Source organism: Streptococcus mitis (genome assembly GCF_009496205.1).
GTDB lineage: Bacteria > Bacillota > Bacilli > Lactobacillales > Streptococcaceae > Streptococcus > Streptococcus mitis_BN.
The window spans coordinates 40,885-56,378 of sequence record NZ_WIJO01000006.1 but is presented as its reverse complement, the minus strand read 5'-3'; the positions used below and the strand labels follow the sequence as shown (position 1 = coordinate 56,378).

16 protein-coding genes are annotated in these 15,494 nt (G+C 42.3%); 12 read left to right on the top strand and 4 right to left on the bottom strand.

What is annotated here, in order from left to right; genetic code table 11:
- On the bottom strand, positions 1-310 hold a 310-nt coding region (locus GEZ85_RS01990; RefSeq protein WP_194251499.1), incomplete at its 3' end, for a transposase family protein.
- Positions 311-541: 231 nt separating this feature from the next.
- Here GEZ85_RS01990 and cbpJ point away from each other — a divergent pair.
- The 10 genes from cbpJ (at position 542) to tig (ending at position 10,370) form a co-directional block, all read left to right on the top strand.
- Positions 542-1,552, top strand: coding sequence for a choline-binding protein CbpJ (gene cbpJ, locus GEZ85_RS01985; RefSeq protein ID WP_153209194.1), 1,011 nt, complete (start codon positions 542-544; stop codon positions 1,550-1,552).
- A 17-nt stretch (positions 1,553-1,569) separates the two neighbouring features.
- Positions 1,570-2,589: a choline-binding protein CbpC gene (gene cbpC, locus GEZ85_RS01980; protein ID WP_153209192.1), complete on the top strand. Its 1,020-nt coding sequence runs from the start codon at positions 1,570-1,572 to the stop codon at positions 2,587-2,589.
- Positions 2,590-2,710: 121 nt separating this feature from the next.
- Positions 2,711-3,589: a mevalonate kinase gene (gene mvk / locus GEZ85_RS01975; RefSeq protein WP_094753852.1), complete on the top strand. Its 879-nt coding sequence runs from the start codon at positions 2,711-2,713 to the stop codon at positions 3,587-3,589.
- A complete protein-coding gene (gene mvaD / locus GEZ85_RS01970) occupies positions 3,571-4,524 on the top strand; it encodes a diphosphomevalonate decarboxylase (protein WP_153209190.1) in 954 nt (317 codons plus the stop codon). The genes mvk and mvaD overlap by 19 nt, the downstream gene beginning before the upstream one ends.
- The gene (locus tag GEZ85_RS01965) at positions 4,511-5,518 is read left to right on the top strand and encodes a phosphomevalonate kinase (protein WP_045612242.1); all 1,008 of its coding nucleotides are present in this window, start codon (positions 4,511-4,513) and stop codon (positions 5,516-5,518) included. The genes mvaD and GEZ85_RS01965 overlap by 14 nt, the downstream gene beginning before the upstream one ends.
- Complete coding sequence (gene fni / locus GEZ85_RS01960) at positions 5,502-6,512, top strand: type 2 isopentenyl-diphosphate Delta-isomerase (protein ID WP_153209188.1); 1,011 nt, start codon at positions 5,502-5,504, stop codon at positions 6,510-6,512. Before GEZ85_RS01965 ends, fni begins: the two co-directional genes overlap by 17 nt.
- 76 nt (positions 6,513-6,588) lie before the next feature.
- The gene (gene liaF, locus GEZ85_RS01955; RefSeq protein ID WP_084888109.1) at positions 6,589-7,287 is read left to right on the top strand and encodes a cell wall-active antibiotics response protein LiaF; all 699 of its coding nucleotides are present in this window, start codon (positions 6,589-6,591) and stop codon (positions 7,285-7,287) included.
- Positions 7,284-8,282, top strand: coding sequence for an envelope stress sensor histidine kinase LiaS (locus GEZ85_RS01950; RefSeq protein WP_084888107.1), 999 nt, complete (start codon positions 7,284-7,286; stop codon positions 8,280-8,282). The genes liaF and GEZ85_RS01950 overlap by 4 nt, the downstream gene beginning before the upstream one ends.
- A 10-nt stretch (positions 8,283-8,292) precedes the next feature.
- Positions 8,293-8,925: a response regulator transcription factor gene (locus tag GEZ85_RS01945; RefSeq protein WP_049486946.1), complete on the top strand. Its 633-nt coding sequence runs from the start codon at positions 8,293-8,295 to the stop codon at positions 8,923-8,925.
- A 161-nt stretch (positions 8,926-9,086) separates the two neighbouring features.
- Positions 9,087-10,370 carry a trigger factor gene (gene tig, locus GEZ85_RS01940; RefSeq protein WP_153209186.1) on the top strand — a complete coding sequence of 428 codons (1,284 nt, stop codon included), beginning with the start codon at positions 9,087-9,089 and terminating at the stop codon, positions 10,368-10,370.
- A gap of 47 nt (positions 10,371-10,417) precedes the next feature.
- On the opposite strand, the gene recD2 is transcribed toward tig, so the two are convergent.
- The 3 genes from recD2 to rnhC form a co-directional block, all read right to left on the bottom strand.
- The gene (gene recD2, locus GEZ85_RS01935; RefSeq protein WP_153209184.1) at positions 10,418-12,784 is read right to left on the bottom strand and encodes an SF1B family DNA helicase RecD2; all 2,367 of its coding nucleotides are present in this window, start codon (positions 12,782-12,784) and stop codon (positions 10,418-10,420) included.
- A gap of 234 nt (positions 12,785-13,018) precedes the next feature.
- Entirely contained in the window at positions 13,019-13,633 is a 615-nt protein-coding gene (lepB, locus tag GEZ85_RS01930; RefSeq protein WP_004245100.1) for a signal peptidase I, read from the bottom strand.
- A 3-nt stretch (positions 13,634-13,636) separates the two neighbouring features.
- Positions 13,637-14,518 (bottom strand): ribonuclease HIII, encoded by an 882-nt coding sequence (gene rnhC / locus GEZ85_RS01925; RefSeq protein ID WP_064276643.1) that lies wholly within the window; start codon positions 14,516-14,518, stop codon positions 13,637-13,639.
- An 86-nt stretch (positions 14,519-14,604) separates the two neighbouring features.
- Between rnhC and zapA the strand changes: the two genes are divergently transcribed.
- Both zapA and GEZ85_RS01915 read left to right on the top strand, forming a co-directional pair.
- Positions 14,605-14,907: a cell division protein ZapA gene (zapA, locus tag GEZ85_RS01920; protein ID WP_000002022.1), complete on the top strand. Its 303-nt coding sequence runs from the start codon at positions 14,605-14,607 to the stop codon at positions 14,905-14,907.
- On the top strand, positions 14,904-15,452 hold the full coding sequence (locus GEZ85_RS01915; protein ID WP_153209182.1) for a CvpA family protein: 549 nt from the start codon (positions 14,904-14,906) through the stop codon (positions 15,450-15,452). The genes zapA and GEZ85_RS01915 overlap by 4 nt, the downstream gene beginning before the upstream one ends.
- The last annotated feature ends 42 nt before the right edge of the window (positions 15,453-15,494 follow it).

Below are 15,494 nucleotides of genomic sequence, written 5' to 3'. Positions count from 1 at the left end.
GAGGGATTTGATGATTCTTCTTGACGAGGGAGGTCTCGGAGACCGCTATTTTCGAGCACTTATAGCAGTTAAAACGGCGTTTTTTAAGGAGAATTCTAGTAGGCATACCAGTTGTTTCGAGGTAAGGGATCTTAGACGGTTTTTGAAAGTCATATTTCTTCATTTGACTTCCACACTCAGGGCAAGATGGGGCGTCGTAGTCCAGTTTAGCGATGATTTCCTTGTGTGTATCTCTATTAATGACATCTATAATTTGGATATTAGGGTCTTTGATATCGAGTAGTTTTGTGATAAAATGTAATTGTTCCATATGAATCTTTCTAATGAGTTGTTTAGTCGCTTTTCATTATAGGTCATATGGAACTTTTTTTCTACAACAAAATAGGTTCCATAATATCCATAGGGGATTTACCCACTACAAATATTATAGAGCCAGAATAGAAAAGCAGTTGCAGTTTTGTAACTGCTTTTTTTGAGAGATTTTCTATATATTGACATGCGGTTTGGTCTTTGCTATAATCAGTCATGGAGGATACGTCTAATGAAAATAATAAAAAAATTGATGCAAATCGCATTAGCAGTCTTTTTCTTCGGTTTGCTAGCAACAAGTGCAGTATTGGCGGATGATGCTGATTCAGAAGGCTGGCAATTTGTCCAAGAAAATGGTAGAACCTACTACAAGAAGGGGGGACTCAAAGAAACCTACTGGCGAGTGATTGATGGTAAGTACTATTATTTTGATTCTTTATCTGGAGAGATGGTTGTCGGCTGGCAATATATTCCGTTTCCATCTAAAGGTAGTACAATTGGTCCTTACCCTAATGGTATAAGATTAGAAGGTTCCCCAATGCCAGAATGGTACTACTTTGACAAAAATGGAGTGCTACAAGAGTTTGTTGGTTGGGAAGCATTAGAGGTTAAAACTAAAGACAGCGTTGGAAGAAAGCATGGGGAAAAACGTACAAATCCGGAAGATAAAGAAGAGAAGAGTTTTTACACGAACTATTACTTTAATCAAGATCATTCTTTAAAGACAGGTTGGCTTTATGACCAGTCTAACTGGTATTATCTAGCTAAAACAGAAATTAATGGAGAAGACTATATTGGTGGTGAAATACGTACAGGTTGGATAAATGATGGTTCAGCTTGGTACTATCTGGATCCAACAACTGGTATCATGCAAACTGGTTGGAAACAACTTGGCAATAAATGGTACTATCTCCGTTCATCAGGAGCTATGGCAATTGGTTGGTATCAAGATGGTTCAACTTGGTATTATTTAGATAATAAAAATGGTGATATGAAGACAGGTTGGGTATATGTTGGTAACAAGTGGTACTATCTCCGTTCATCAGGAGCTATGACAACTGGTTGGGTGAAAGATGGTTCAACTTGGTACTATCTAAATGCAAGTAATGGAGATATGAAGACAGGTTGGACAAAAGTAGGTGGAAACTGGTATTATCTCAATTCCTCTGGAGCAATGGTTACAGGTAGCCAAACTATCGATGGTAAAGTCTATAACTTTGCTTCATCTGGTGAGTGGATTTAATATTGGAGGGTATATAGATGAAAATTTTGAAAAAAATGATGCAAATCGCATTAGCAGTCTTTTTCTTTGGTTTGCTAGCTACAAATACTGTATTTGCGGATACCACAGGTGGCCAATTTGTTGATAAGGATAATAGAAAATATTATGTAAAAGATGATCATAAAGCAATCTATTGGCATAAAATAGACGGTAAAACTTACTATTTTGGTGATAGAGGAGAGATGGTTGTCGGTTGGCAATACGTAGAAATTCATGGAACAGGTTATCGTGATAATTTATTTAATAATCGTCCAGTCGTAGAAATTGGCCTTAAGGAGAAGTGGTACTATTTTGGACAAGATGGTGCTTTGCTAGAACAAACAGATAAACAAGTACTAGAGGCAAAAACGTCTGAAAATACAGGAAAAGTATACGGTGAACAATATGCTCCATCTGCTGAAAAGAGAACTTATTATTTTGATAATAATTATGCTGTAAAGACAGGCTGGACTTATGAAGACGGCAATTGGTATTATTTAAATAAGCTAGGAATTTCTGGCGATGATTCTTACAATCCACTACCAATTGGTGAAGTTGCTAAGGGTTGGACTCAAGATTTTCATGTTACTTTTGGCATTGATAGAAGCAAACCTGCTCCGTGGTATTACCTAGACCCAGAAACTGGCATTATGCAAACTGGTTGGAAACAACTTGGCAATAAGTGGTACTACCTCCGTTCATCAGGAGCTATGGCGACTGGTTGGTATCAAGAAGGTTCGACTTGGTATTATTTAGATGAGCCAAATGGCGATATGAAAACTGGTTGGCAAAACCTTGGTAACAAGTGGTACTATCTCCGTTCATCAGGAGCTATGGCAACTGGTTGGGTGAAAGATGGTTCAACTTGGTACTACCTAAATGCAAGTAATGGAGATATGAAGACAGGTTGGTTCCAGGTCAATGGCAAATGGTACTATGCTTATAGCTCAGGTGCTTTGGCAGTGAATACGACCGTAGATGGCTATTCTGTCAACTATAATGGCGAATGGGTTCAATAATGAAAGAGGCGATTGTGAAGGAAACAATCGCTTTTTTTGTGAAAATATAATAAAATAGATAGGAAAGAATAAATACTTGTATGAAAAATGGGACGGCTTTTTCGTCTAGCAAAAGGAAAAAATGACAAAAAAAGTTGGTGTCGGTCAGGCACATAGTAAGATTATTTTAATAGGGGAGCATGCGGTCGTTTACGGCTATCCTGCTATTTCCTTACCTCTTTTGGAGGTGGAAGTGACTTGTAAGGTAGTTCCTGCAGCGAGTCCTTGGCGTCTTTATGAGGAGGATACCTTGTCCATGGCAGTTTATGCTTCGCTGGAGTATTTGGATATCAAAGAAGCCTGCATTCGCTGTGAGATTGACTCGGCTATCCCTGAAAAACGGGGAATGGGTTCGTCAGCTGCTATCAGCATAGCGGCTATTCGTGCGGTTTTTGATTACTATGAGGCAGAACTGCCTCATGATGTATTAGAAATCTTGGTCAATCGGGCTGAGATGATTGCTCATATGAATCCGAGTGGTTTGGATGCCAAGACCTGTCTCAGTGACCAGCCTATTCGATTTATTAAGAATGTAGGATTTACAGAGCTTGAGATGGATTTATCTGCCTATTTGGTGATTGCTGATACAGGTGTTTATGGCCATACTCGTGAAGCCATCCAAGTGGTTCAAAGCAAGGGGAAGGATGCCCTGCCGTTTTTGCATGCCCTGGGAGAATTGACCCAGCAAGCAGAAGAAGCGATTTCACAAAAAGATGCTGAAGGACTGGGACAAATCCTCAGTCAAGCGCATTTACATCTAAAAGAAATTGGTGTTAGTAGCCCTGAGGCGGATTCTCTAGTTGAAACGGCTCTTAGCCATGGTGCTCTGGGTGCCAAGATGAGCGGTGGTGGGCTAGGAGGCTGTATCATAGCCTTGGCAACCAATTTGACTCAAGCTCAAGAACTAGCAGAAAGATTAGAAGAGAAAGGAGCTGTTCAGACATGGATAGAGAGCCTGTAACAGTACGTTCTTACGCAAATATTGCTATTATCAAATATTGGGGAAAGAAAAAAGAGAAAGAGATGGTGCCTGCTACTAGCAGTATCTCTCTGACTTTGGAAAATATGTACACAGAGACGACTTTGTCGCTTCTACCGATGGATGCGACAGCTGATGCCTTTTATATCAATGGTCAGCTACAAAATGAGGCGGAGCATGGCAAGATGAGCAAAATTATTGACCGTTATCGTCCAGAAGGTGAGGGCTTTGTTCGAATTGATACTCAAAATAATATGCCTACCGCAGCGGGCTTGTCCTCAAGTTCTAGTGGTTTGTCTGCCTTGATCAAGGCTTGCAATGCTTATTTCAAGCTTGGCTTGGATAGAAGTCAGTTGGCGCAGGAGGCTAAGTTTGCCTCAGGCTCTTCCTCTCGGAGTTTTTATGGACCGCTAGGTGCCTGGGATAAGGATAGTGGGGAGATTTACCCTGTAGAGACAGACTTGAAATTAGCTATGATTATGTTGGTGCTAGAGGATAAGAAAAAACCAATCTCCAGTCGTGATGGAATGAAACTTTGTGTGGAAACCTCGACGACTTTTGATGACTGGGTGCGTCAGTCTGAGAAAGACTATCAGGATATGCTGGTTTATCTCAAGGAAAATGACTTTGCCAAGGTTGGGGAATTGACTGAGAAAAATGCCCTGGCTATGCACGCTACGACCAAAACAGCATCACCAGCCTTTTCTTATCTGACGGATGCGTCTTATGAAGCCATGGACTTTGTTCGCCAGCTACGTGAGCAAGGAGAGGCTTGTTACTTTACTATGGATGCTGGTCCCAATGTCAAGGTCCTCTGTCAGGAGAAAGACTTGGAGCATTTATCAGAAATCTTCGGTCAACGTTATCGCTTGATTGTGTCAAAAACAAAGGATTTGAGCCAAGATGATTGCTGTTAAAACTTGCGGAAAGCTCTATTGGGCAGGTGAATATGCTGTTTTAGAGCCAGGGCAGTTGGCCTTGATAAAGGCCATTCCCATCTATATGAAGGGCGAGATTGCTTTTTCTGATAGTTACCGTATCTACTCAGATATGTTTGGTTTCGCAGTGGATTTGACGCCGAATCCTGACTACAGCTTGATTCAAGAAACGATTGCTTTAGTGGAAGATTTCCTGATTTATCGAGGTCAAACTTTAAAACCTTTTTCTCTAGAAATCCGAGGAAAAATGGAACGAGAAGGGAAAAAGTTTGGTTTAGGTTCTAGTGGCAGCGTCGTTGTCTTGGTTGTCAAAGCTCTGCTAGCTCTATATAATCTTTCTGTTAATCAGGGCCTCTTATTCAAGCTGGCTAGTGCTGTCTTGCTCAAGCGCGGAGACAATGGTTCTATGGGGGACCTTGCCTGTATTGTGGCAGAGGAATTGGTTCTTTACCAGTCATTTAATCGCCAGAAGGTGGCTACTTGGTTGGAAGAAGAAAACTTAGCGACTGTTTTAGAGCGTGATTGGGGCTTTTCAATCTCACACGTACAACCTGCCCTAGAATGTGATTTCCTAGTGGGATGGACCAAGGAAGTGGCTGTATCGAGTCACATGGTCCAGCAAATCAAGCAAAACATCAATCAGAATTTTTTAAGTTCCTCAAAAGCAATGGTAGCTACTTTGGTAGAATCCTTGGAGCAAGGAAAAGCCGAAAAAGTGATCGAGCAAGTAGAAGTAGCCAGCAAGCTCTTAGAAGGCTTGAGCGCAGATATTTACACGCCTTCGCTTAGACAGCTGAAAGAAGCCAGTCAAGATTTGCAGGCTGTTGCCAAGAGTAGTGGCGCTGGTGGTGGTGATTGTGGTATTGCCTTGAGTTTTGATGAGCAATCAACTGAAACCCTAAAAAACCGTTGGGCCGATCTGGGGATTGAGCTCTTATACCAAGAAAGGATAGGACATGACGACAAATCGTAAGGACGAGCATATCCGCTATGCCCTTGAGCAGAAAAGTTCCTATAATAGCTTTGATGAGGTGGAGTTGATTCATTCTTCCTTGCCTCTTTACGATCTGGATGAAATCGATCTGTCGACAGAATTTGCTGGTCGAAAGTGGGATTTTCCTTTTTATATCAATGCCATGACAGGTGGAAGCGATAAGGGAAGAGAAATAAATCAAAAGCTGGCTCAGGTGGCGGAAGCCTGTGGGATTTTATTTGTAACGGGCTCTTATAGTGCGGCTCTCAAAGATCCATCAGATGCCTCTTTTTCTGTCAAGTATGATCATCCAAATCTCCTTCTTGGAACCAATATTGGATTAGACAAGCCTGTTGAGTTGGGACTTCGGACTGTAGAAGAGATGAATCCTCTTCTCCTGCAGGTGCATGTCAATGTTATGCAGGAGTTGCTTATGCCTGAAGGAGAAAGAAAGTTCAGAAACTGGCAATCGCATCTAGCAGATTATAGCAAGCAAATCCCCGTTCCGATTGTCCTAAAGGAAGTGGGCTTTGGAATGGATGCCAAGAGCATCGAAAGAGCCTATGAACTGGGTGTTCGTACAGTGGATATATCAGGTCGTGGTGGTACCAGCTTTGCTTATATCGAAAACCGCCGCAGTGGCCAACGTGATTACCTCAATCAATGGGGACAGTCTACTATGCAAGCCCTTCTCAATGCTCAAGAATGGAAAGACAAGGTCGAACTCTTGATCAGTGGAGGCGTTCGAAATCCGCTGGATATGATTAAGTGCTTGGTCTTTGGAGCCAAGGCTGTAGGACTGTCTCGAACGGTTCTAGAATTGGTTGAAAGCTACACAGTTGAAGAAGTGATTGGCATTGTCCAAGGCTGGAAAGATGATCTACGCTTGATCATGTGTGCCCTTAATTGTGCCACCATAGCAGATCTGCAAAAAGTAGACTATCTTCTTTATGGAAAATTAAAAGAAGCAAAAGATCAGATGAAAAAGGCGTAACCATCGCCTTTTTTCCATCTTCAGACCGAGGTGACTTTTTTGAATTGTGATAAAATAGAAGGGAGAGGATGAACCTATGAGAAAATTTAAAATCTTTTTATTTATCGAAGCCTGTCTTTTGACGGGAGCTCTGATTTTGATGGTGTCAGAGCATTTTTCACGTTTTCTGCTGATTCTATTCCTCTTTTTACTTTTGATTCGCTATTATACTGGTAAAGAGGGCAATAACCTTCTTTTGGTTGCGGCAACCATTCTCTTCTTTTTCATCGTCATGCTCAACCCCTTTGTGATTTTAGCTATTTTTGTTGCGGTCATATACAGCCTCTTTCTTCTTTATCCGATGATGAACCAGGAAAAAGAGCAGACCAATTTGGTTTTTGAAGAGGTGGTAACGGTTAAGAAGGAGAAAAATCGTTGGTTTGGCAATCTCCATCATTTTTCAAGCTACCAGACTTGCCAGTTTGATGATATCAATCTCTTTCGTCTCATGGGCAAGGATACCATTCATCTGGAGAGGGTCATCCTAACCAATCATGATAATGTCATTATTCTCAGAAAGATGGTAGGAACAACCAAAATCATTGTACCTGTAGATGTGGAAGTCAGTCTCAGCGTTAATTGTCTCTATGGTGATTTGACTTTTTTCAACCAGCCCAAGCGAGCCCTCCGCAATGAACACTATCATCAAGAAACAAGAGACTATCTTAAGAGTAACAAGAGTGTCAAGATTTTCTTGACCACTATGATTGGCGATGTGGAGGTGGTCAGAGGATGAAAAAACAAGCTTATGTTATCATTGCCCTCACCTCCTTCCTGTTTGTCTTATTTCTCTCCCACAGCTTGTTGGAAATTCTTGATTTTGACTGGTCTATTTTCCTGCATAATGTTGAAAAAACAGAAAAATTTGTCTTTTTGTTGTTGGTATTCAGCTTGTCCATGACCTGTCTTTTAGCCCTGTTTTGGCGAGGTGTGGAAGAGCTTTCTCTAAGAAAAATTCAGGTCAATCTCAAGCGTTTGTTGGCAGGGCAAGAAGTGGTTCAGGTTGCAGATCCAGATTTGGATGCCAGTTTCAAGTCCTTGTCAGGGAAACTTAACCTCTTGACAGAGGCTCTTCAAAAAGCTGAAAATCACAGTCTTACTCAGGAAGAGGAAATCATCGAGAAAGAACGAAAGCGGATTGCTCGGGATTTGCACGATACGGTTAGTCAGGAGTTGTTTGCGGCCCACATGATTTTGTCAGGTGTCAGTCAGCAGGCTTTGAAATTGGATAGAGAAAAGATGCAGACCCAGTTGCAGAGTGTCACAGCTATTTTAGAAACCGCCCAGAAGGATTTACGGGTCTTGCTCCTGCACTTGCGACCAGTTGAACTGGAGCAGAAGAGCTTGATAGAAGGGATTCAAATTCTTCTAAAAGAGCTTGAGGACAAGAGTGATCTCAAGGTTAGTCTTAAGCAAAATGTATCTAAATTGCCTAAGAAAATCGAGGAGCATATCTTCCGTATTCTGCAAGAATTGATCAGCAATACCCTCCGCCATGCCCAGGCCTCTTGTCTGGATGTCTATCTCTATCAGACGGATCTTGAATTGCAGCTGAAGGTGGTGGACAATGGGATTGGTTTCCAGTTAGGGAGTTTAGACGACTTGAGTTATGGACTGCGGAATATCAAGGAGCGAGTCGAAGATATGGCAGGAACGGTTCAACTCTTGACAGCTCCCAAGCAAGGTCTGGCGGTTGATATCCGTATTCCCCTGTTAGATAATGAGTTATAAAGGAGTAGAGATGAAAATTTTACTAGTAGATGACCATGAAATGGTCCGATTGGGCTTGAAAAGCTACTTTGACCTCCAAGATGATGTAGAAGTTGTAGGTGAGGCTGCCAACGGATCTCAAGGCATTGACTTGGCCTTGGAACTGCGTCCAGATGTCATTGTCATGGATATCGTCATGCCTGAGATGAATGGAATTGACGCGACCTTGGCCATCCTCAAAGAATGGCCTGAAGCCAAGATTTTGATTGTGACCTCTTACTTAGACAATGAAAAAATCATGCCTGTCTTAAATGCTGGTGCTAGGGGCTATATGCTCAAGACTTCAAGTGCGGATGAATTGCTGCACGCTGTTCGTAAGGTAGCTACTGGGGAGCTGGCCATTGAGCAAGAGGTCAGTAAGAAGGTCGAATACCACCGCAATCATATAGAACTACATGAGGACTTAACTGCGCGTGAGCGAGATGTGCTTCAACTCATCGCCAAGGGCTACGAAAATCAGCGCATCGCAGACGAACTGTTTATCTCTCTCAAGACGGTCAAGACCCATGTGTCCAATATCCTAGCCAAACTTGAAGTCAGCGATCGTACCCAGGCGGCTGTCTATGCCTTTCAGCACCACTTGGTGGGTCATGAAGACTTTTAATAGTTATGTAAAAATAATATTGGAGAAGTAGCTGAACTTAGTATCAAAGAAGCAAGCAAGTACCTCTAGCACGATTGAAAAGCGCATTCATTACTTGAAAAAAGTCGCTCGTTTATGTTATAATAGACTGTATTTAAAAAATTTTAAGGAGAAATGACAGAATGTCTGTATCATTTGAAAACAAAGAAACAAACCGTGGTGTCTTGACTTTCACTATCTCTCAAGACCAAATCAAACCAGAATTGGATCGTGTCTTCAACTCAGTGAAGAAATCTCTTAATGTTCCAGGTTTCCGTAAAGGTCACCTTCCACGTCCTATCTTCGACAAAAAATTTGGTGAAGAGTCACTTTACCAAGACGTTATGAACGCTCTTTTGCCAAATGCTTATGAAGCAGCTGTAAAAGAAGCTGGTCTTGAAGTGGTTGCTCAACCAAAAATTGATGTAACTTCAATGGAAAAAGGTCAAGACTGGGTTATTACTGCTGAAGTCGTTACAAAACCTGAAGTAAAATTGGGTGACTACAAAAACCTTGAAGTATCAGTTGATCTAGAAAAAGAAGTAACAGACGCTGACGTTGAAGAGCGTATCGAACGCGAACGCAACAACTTGGCTGAATTGGTTATCAAAGAAGCTGCTGCTGAAAACGGTGATACTGTTGTCATCGACTTCGTTGGTTCTATCGACGGTGTTGAATTTGATGGCGGAAAAGGTGAAAACTTCTCACTTGGACTTGGTTCAGGTCAATTCATCCCTGGTTTCGAAGACCAATTGGTAGGTCACTCAGCTGGCGAAACTGTTGATGTTATCGTAACATTCCCAGAAGACTACCAAGCAGAAGATCTTGCAGGTAAAGAAGCTAAATTCGTAACAACTATCCACGAAGTAAAAGCTAAAGAAGTTCCAGCTCTTGACGATGAGCTTGCAAAAGACATCGACGAAGAAGTTGAAACACTTGCTGAATTGAAAGAAAAATACCGTAATGAATTGGCTGCTGCTAAAGAAGAAGCTTACAAAGATGCAGTTGAAGGTGCAGCAATTGATAAAGCTGTAGAAAACGCTGAAATCGTAGAACTTCCAGAAGAAATGATCCACGAAGAAGTTCACCGTTCAGTAAATGAATTCCTTGGAAACTTGCAACGTCAAGGTATCAACCCTGACATGTACTTCCAAATCACAGGAACTACTCAAGAAGACCTTCACAAACAATACGAGGGAGAAGCTGAGTCACGTACTAAGACTAACCTTGTTATCGAAGCAGTTGCCAAAGCTGAAGGGTTTGACGCTTCAGAAGAAGAAATCCAAAAAGAAATCGAGCAATTGGCTGCAGATTACAACATGGAAGTTGCACAAGTACAAAGCTTGCTTTCAGCTGATATGTTGAAACATGATATCACAATCAAAAAAGCTGTTGAGTTGATTACAAGCACAGCAACAGTTAAATAATCTTAATAAACAAAAATCCCACCTGAATTGGTGGGTTTTCTTGTGCACTATTTTCCAAAAATCTCTTTGAGGTCTGCGTCAGTAATCCCAATCATGGCGGGGATGCTGTCCCAGTTTTCTTCGGATAGGATGTAGGATTGTTCAGAGTCGCTTGATATGGCAGTTTCAGAGACAGCTGGTTGCTTTTCTTCAACATTCTCTAGTAGAACACTGAAGCGTTCAATCAGATAGGTTTTTCGGGCAGTTCCGATGTGTTGGGTAGCATAATCAAAGGCCTGCAATTCGCCTAGTAAGATAAGCTTGCTTTTGGCGCGTGTAATGGCTGTGTAGATGAGATTACGCTCCAGCATACGCCTGCTAGCACTGGTGATAGGTAGGATAACAACAGGGAACTCACTTCCCTGCGATTTATGGATACTCATGGCATAGGCCAGGCGAATTTTGTACCATTCGTTACGTGGGTAAGAGACCTCATTGCCATCAAAATCAATGACAATCTCGTCTTGTTTCGACTCAGTGTATTTTCCAGGAATCAGGTCTGTGATGGCTCCTAAATCTCCATTAAAGACATTGATTTCAGCATCGTTGACCAAGTGAATGACCTTATCTCCCTTACGATAGTGGCACTGGGGAGCTTCAAAACTGAGTTGGTCTTTTTGTGGTGGGTTCAGGAGGTCTTGCATGAGTTGGTTGATGGCATCAATTCCTGCAGTCCCTCGGTACATGGGAGCCAGAACCTGGATATCACGGGCAGGGATGCCGCTTCTGAGGGCTGCGCCTAAAATCTTTTCAATAGTAGCAGGGATATGAGCACTAGCAATTTCAAAGTAGGAACGGTCTGCTTTTTTCTGGATGAAATCAGCTGGCAAGATGCCCTGTCGAATCTGACTAGCTAGGGTGACGATAGTTGATTCTTCGCTTTGCCGATAAATTTTTTCCAAGCGAGTTTGAGGAATCAAGGGAATATGAAGCAGATCCGCTAGAACCTGTCCAGGGCTGACAGACGGTAGCTGGTCGCTGTCACCCACGATGAGGATTTTACTGTTAGAAGAGATGTTGGAGAAGAGTTGGTTGGCCAGCCAAGTATCCACCATGGAAAATTCATCTACGATGATAAAGTCAGCATCTAGATAATCTTCCAGATGACTGGTATCATCGTCACCTGTCATTCCTAAATGACGGTGTATGGTCGCGCTAGGCAAACCTGTCAATTCATTCATGCGCCGAGCTGCTCGTCCAGTTGGAGCGGCAAGAAGAATAGGTAGATTGCTTTTTTTTCTGAGGTCAAGTCCTTCTAAAAGGGCATAAACAGCGATAATCCCATTGATAACAGTTGTTTTACCAGTACCAGGACCACCTGTCAGGATAAAGACCTTGTTCTGGATAGCATCACAGATAGCTTGTTTTTGAATGCTATCATACTCAATCCCCAGTTCTTGCTCGACAGTAGTGATATGCTTTTGAATGGATTCTAAATCTTGGCTCTTCTGTTTTCCTTTTTCAAGGATACGAACCAAGTGACTGCGGATACCTTCCTCAGCGAAAAAGAGGCTGTTATCAAAGATTTTGGTATCAATCTGCTGAACCTTGTCTTCTTCGATCAGGTAGGAGAGCTCTTGGGCCACTTGGCTGGGATCCAGTTCCACGGGGCGGGAAGACTCAAGGAGAGTAAGGGTTTGTTCTAGCAAATCCCGTGCTTCAACATAGGTGTCCCCTGTTTCCATACAGGCCTGAAAAAGACTATGAACTAGTCCTGCACGGAAGCGTTCAGGAGCCTGACTTTCGATACCTAGTTCTTCCGCTAATTGATCAGCAATGGTAAAGCCCAAACCCTTGATATCCTCGACCAACTGGTAGGGATAATTTTCAACCACATCAAGGGTTTCTTCCTTGTAAAAGTCTTGAATCTGAAAGGCTAGTTTGTTGGGAATGCCGTAGTTGGCAAGTTTGGCCAAAACCATCTCGGTTCCGTAGTTGAGGCGGAGAGTAGAGACGAATGCCTCGCGATTTTTAGCAGAGAGTCCTGAGATACCTTCTAGCTTTTCTGGGTGTTGCAGAATTTCGTCAATGGTATTGTCGCCATAGGTATCCACAATTTTCTGAGCTGTCTTGAGACCAATTCCCTTGAAATGGCTACTTGAAAAGTACTTGACCAAGCCCTTGCTAGTTGGTTTTGCGCGTTCATATCGGCTGATTTGCAGTTGTTCCCCATACTTGGAGTGCTGGACAATTTGTCCCCAAAAGGTATAGTCTTCTCCCTCAATCACATCAGCCATGGCGCCCGTGACAATGATTTCAAAATCATCAAAATCCTCTGCGTCCGTATCGTCGATTTCTAGGAGGAGGATGCGGTAAAAATTGCTGGGATTTTCAAAAATAATCCGTTCAATGGTTCCTGAAAAATAAACTTCCATAAAATTCCTTTGTATGAATAGGTGAGAGTTAATACTCTTCGAAAATCAAATTCAAACCACGTCAGCTTCGCCTTGCCGTACTCAAGTACAGCCTGCGGCTAGCTTCCTAGTTTGCTCTTTGATTTTCATTGAGTATAACTTTGTTTCTATCTTAATCAAACTGGATAGTGAATAATCATATTCTCACGATAGAAGAAGAGGCTGAGATTCTTGATTCTCGGCCTCTTCGATTTCTTAAAATGTTCCGATACGGGTGATTGGCCAGAAGCGGAATTTAGCTTCCCCTGTGATATCTTTTGCTTTGAAGGTACCTACGTGGCGGCTGTCACTTGAAACCAAGCGGTCGTCTCCGAGGAGAAGGTACTCTCCTTCTGGAACAGTAAAGCTAAAGTTGGTGTTGTAGTTGACATCAACTGTGAAGGCTTGGGCTTTTTCAGCGATACTTCTAAAGAAAGTTCCTTTATTTCCTTCAAATCCCTTGCCTGAGTAAGTACTTTGGAGTTTGTCGTCCTTGAAACGTTTGATATAGTCTGCTAGGTAAGGCTCATCGGTCTCTTTATCATTGATGTAAAGTTTATCGTTTTCGTAACGGATGGTGTCGCCAGGCATTCCAATCACGCGCTTGACGATGTCCTTATTGCCATCTTCCTCATGGGCAACCACGATATCAAAACGGTCAATAGGAAGGTGCTTAACAACAAAGAGGATTTCGCCATCCGCTAGGGTAGGATCCATGGAATGTCCTTCTACGCGGACGTTACTCCAAAAAAAGATACGGCTTAAAGCTAATAATGACAGAATCAGGAGGAACAATCCCCACTCTTTTAAGAAATTTTTAAATGAATTCATAACTTACCTTTCTAAGCGTTTTTTCGCTTTTTCAGTATTTTTAAAGTGCAGTTTGGCGCAGAAGTTGAGTCCCTGCATACCATAGGCTTGCAAAATCTGGCTAGCCACCTTATCAGAAGCCGTTCCAGCTCCACTTGGAAGTTGATAGCCCAGTTCTCGTCCTAGATTTTCAAGATTTTCTAGAAAGAGATCACGCGCAATGATGGAAGAAACTGCGACAGCCAAGTATTTGCCCTCAGCCTTTTCTTCTAAGCTGATAGGATTGCTGAAACGATTGGCCTCTTGTGCCAAGTACTTGTCATAATTTTTAGCACTGGTAAAGGCATCAATCACAATTTTCTCAGGCTGAAGTCCTTTTTGAAGGAGGAGATAGATAGACTGATTATGGAGGGCAACCTTAACCGAAACAGCGTTGTAGCGGTCTCCGATGACCTCGTTGTACTTGCTTGGTGAGAGAAGCAGTGCCTGGTGCTGGATTTTTTCTTTGAGGATGGGAGCAATCTGACGAATCTTTTGGTCGGTCAGAGTTTTAGAATCTCCCACACCAAGTTGGCGCAAGAAGTCATGCTGGTCAGGTGTGACAAAGGAAGCCACAACTGCAAGTCCACCAAAGTAGGAACCATTTCCAACCTCATCCGTCCCAATCAAAGGGAGATTTTGTCCGCTGGTTTGCCCTACAACTTGATAGCCAAAGAAACTAGCATATTTCTCAGCTCCTTCACCCTGAAGCAAGACCTTTCCAGAAGTATAGATAGAAACCGTGGCTTGAGGTAGTTTTAAAAGGTAGCGGATGTAGGGATTCTTGCTAGGAGCCAGACTGGTTTGATAGTGTTCAAGAAAAGCCTGAATCTCCTTTTCGCTTGGTGTGAGTGTTATACTTGCCATAGTTTCTATTGTACCATAAAAGCAGGCAAATTTGTAAAAACTGACAAAGTTAGCGAATTTTGGTATAATATCGTGAGGTGAATTTTATGGCAAATCTAAATCGATTCAAATTTACATTCGGAAAAAAATCATTAACCTTGACAACCGAGCATGATAACCTTTTTATGGAGGAAATCGCTAAGGTTGCGACAGAAAAATACCAAGCAATTAAAGAACAAATGCCTAGCGCAGATGATGAGACAATCGCTCTTTTGTTGGCAGTCAACTGTTTATCAACTCAGCTCAGCCGTGAGATTGAATTTGACGATAAGGAGCAAGAGTTAGAAGAACTCCGTCACAAGCTCGTGACCTGCAAGCAAGAACAGAGCAAGATTGAGGATTCCTTATGATTTCACTCCTTCTTCTATTGGTCTTGGCTTGGGGATTTTATATTGGCTATCGGAGAGGCCTGCTCTTGCAGGTGTATTACCTGATTTCAGCCATGGCATCGGCTTTTATGGCTGGCCAGTTTTACAAGGGGCTTGGAGAGCAGTTCCATTTATTGCTCCCTTATGCAAATCCTCAGGAAGGTCAGGGAACCTTCTTTTTCCCATCGGATCAACTCTTTCAGTTGGATAAGGTCTTTTACGCAGGTATCGGCTACTTGTTAGTATTTGGGGTTGTCTATAGTATCGGTCGTTTACTTGGTCTCTTGTTACACTTACTTCCTAGTAAAAAACTGGGTGGCAAGTTGTTCCAAGTTTCAGCAGGTCTCTTGTCTATGTTGGTGACCTTATTTGTCTTACAAATGGCCTTGACCATCTTGGCGACCATTCCCATGGCAGCTATACAAAATCCTCTTGAAAAGAGCATCGTTGCAAAACACATCATTCAGAGCATACCAGTAACGACTAGTTGGCTCAAACAAATCTGGGTGACAAATTTAATCGGATAAAAAGGGCAGGATTTTTCCTAGCCCTTTGTTTACAGATTGACT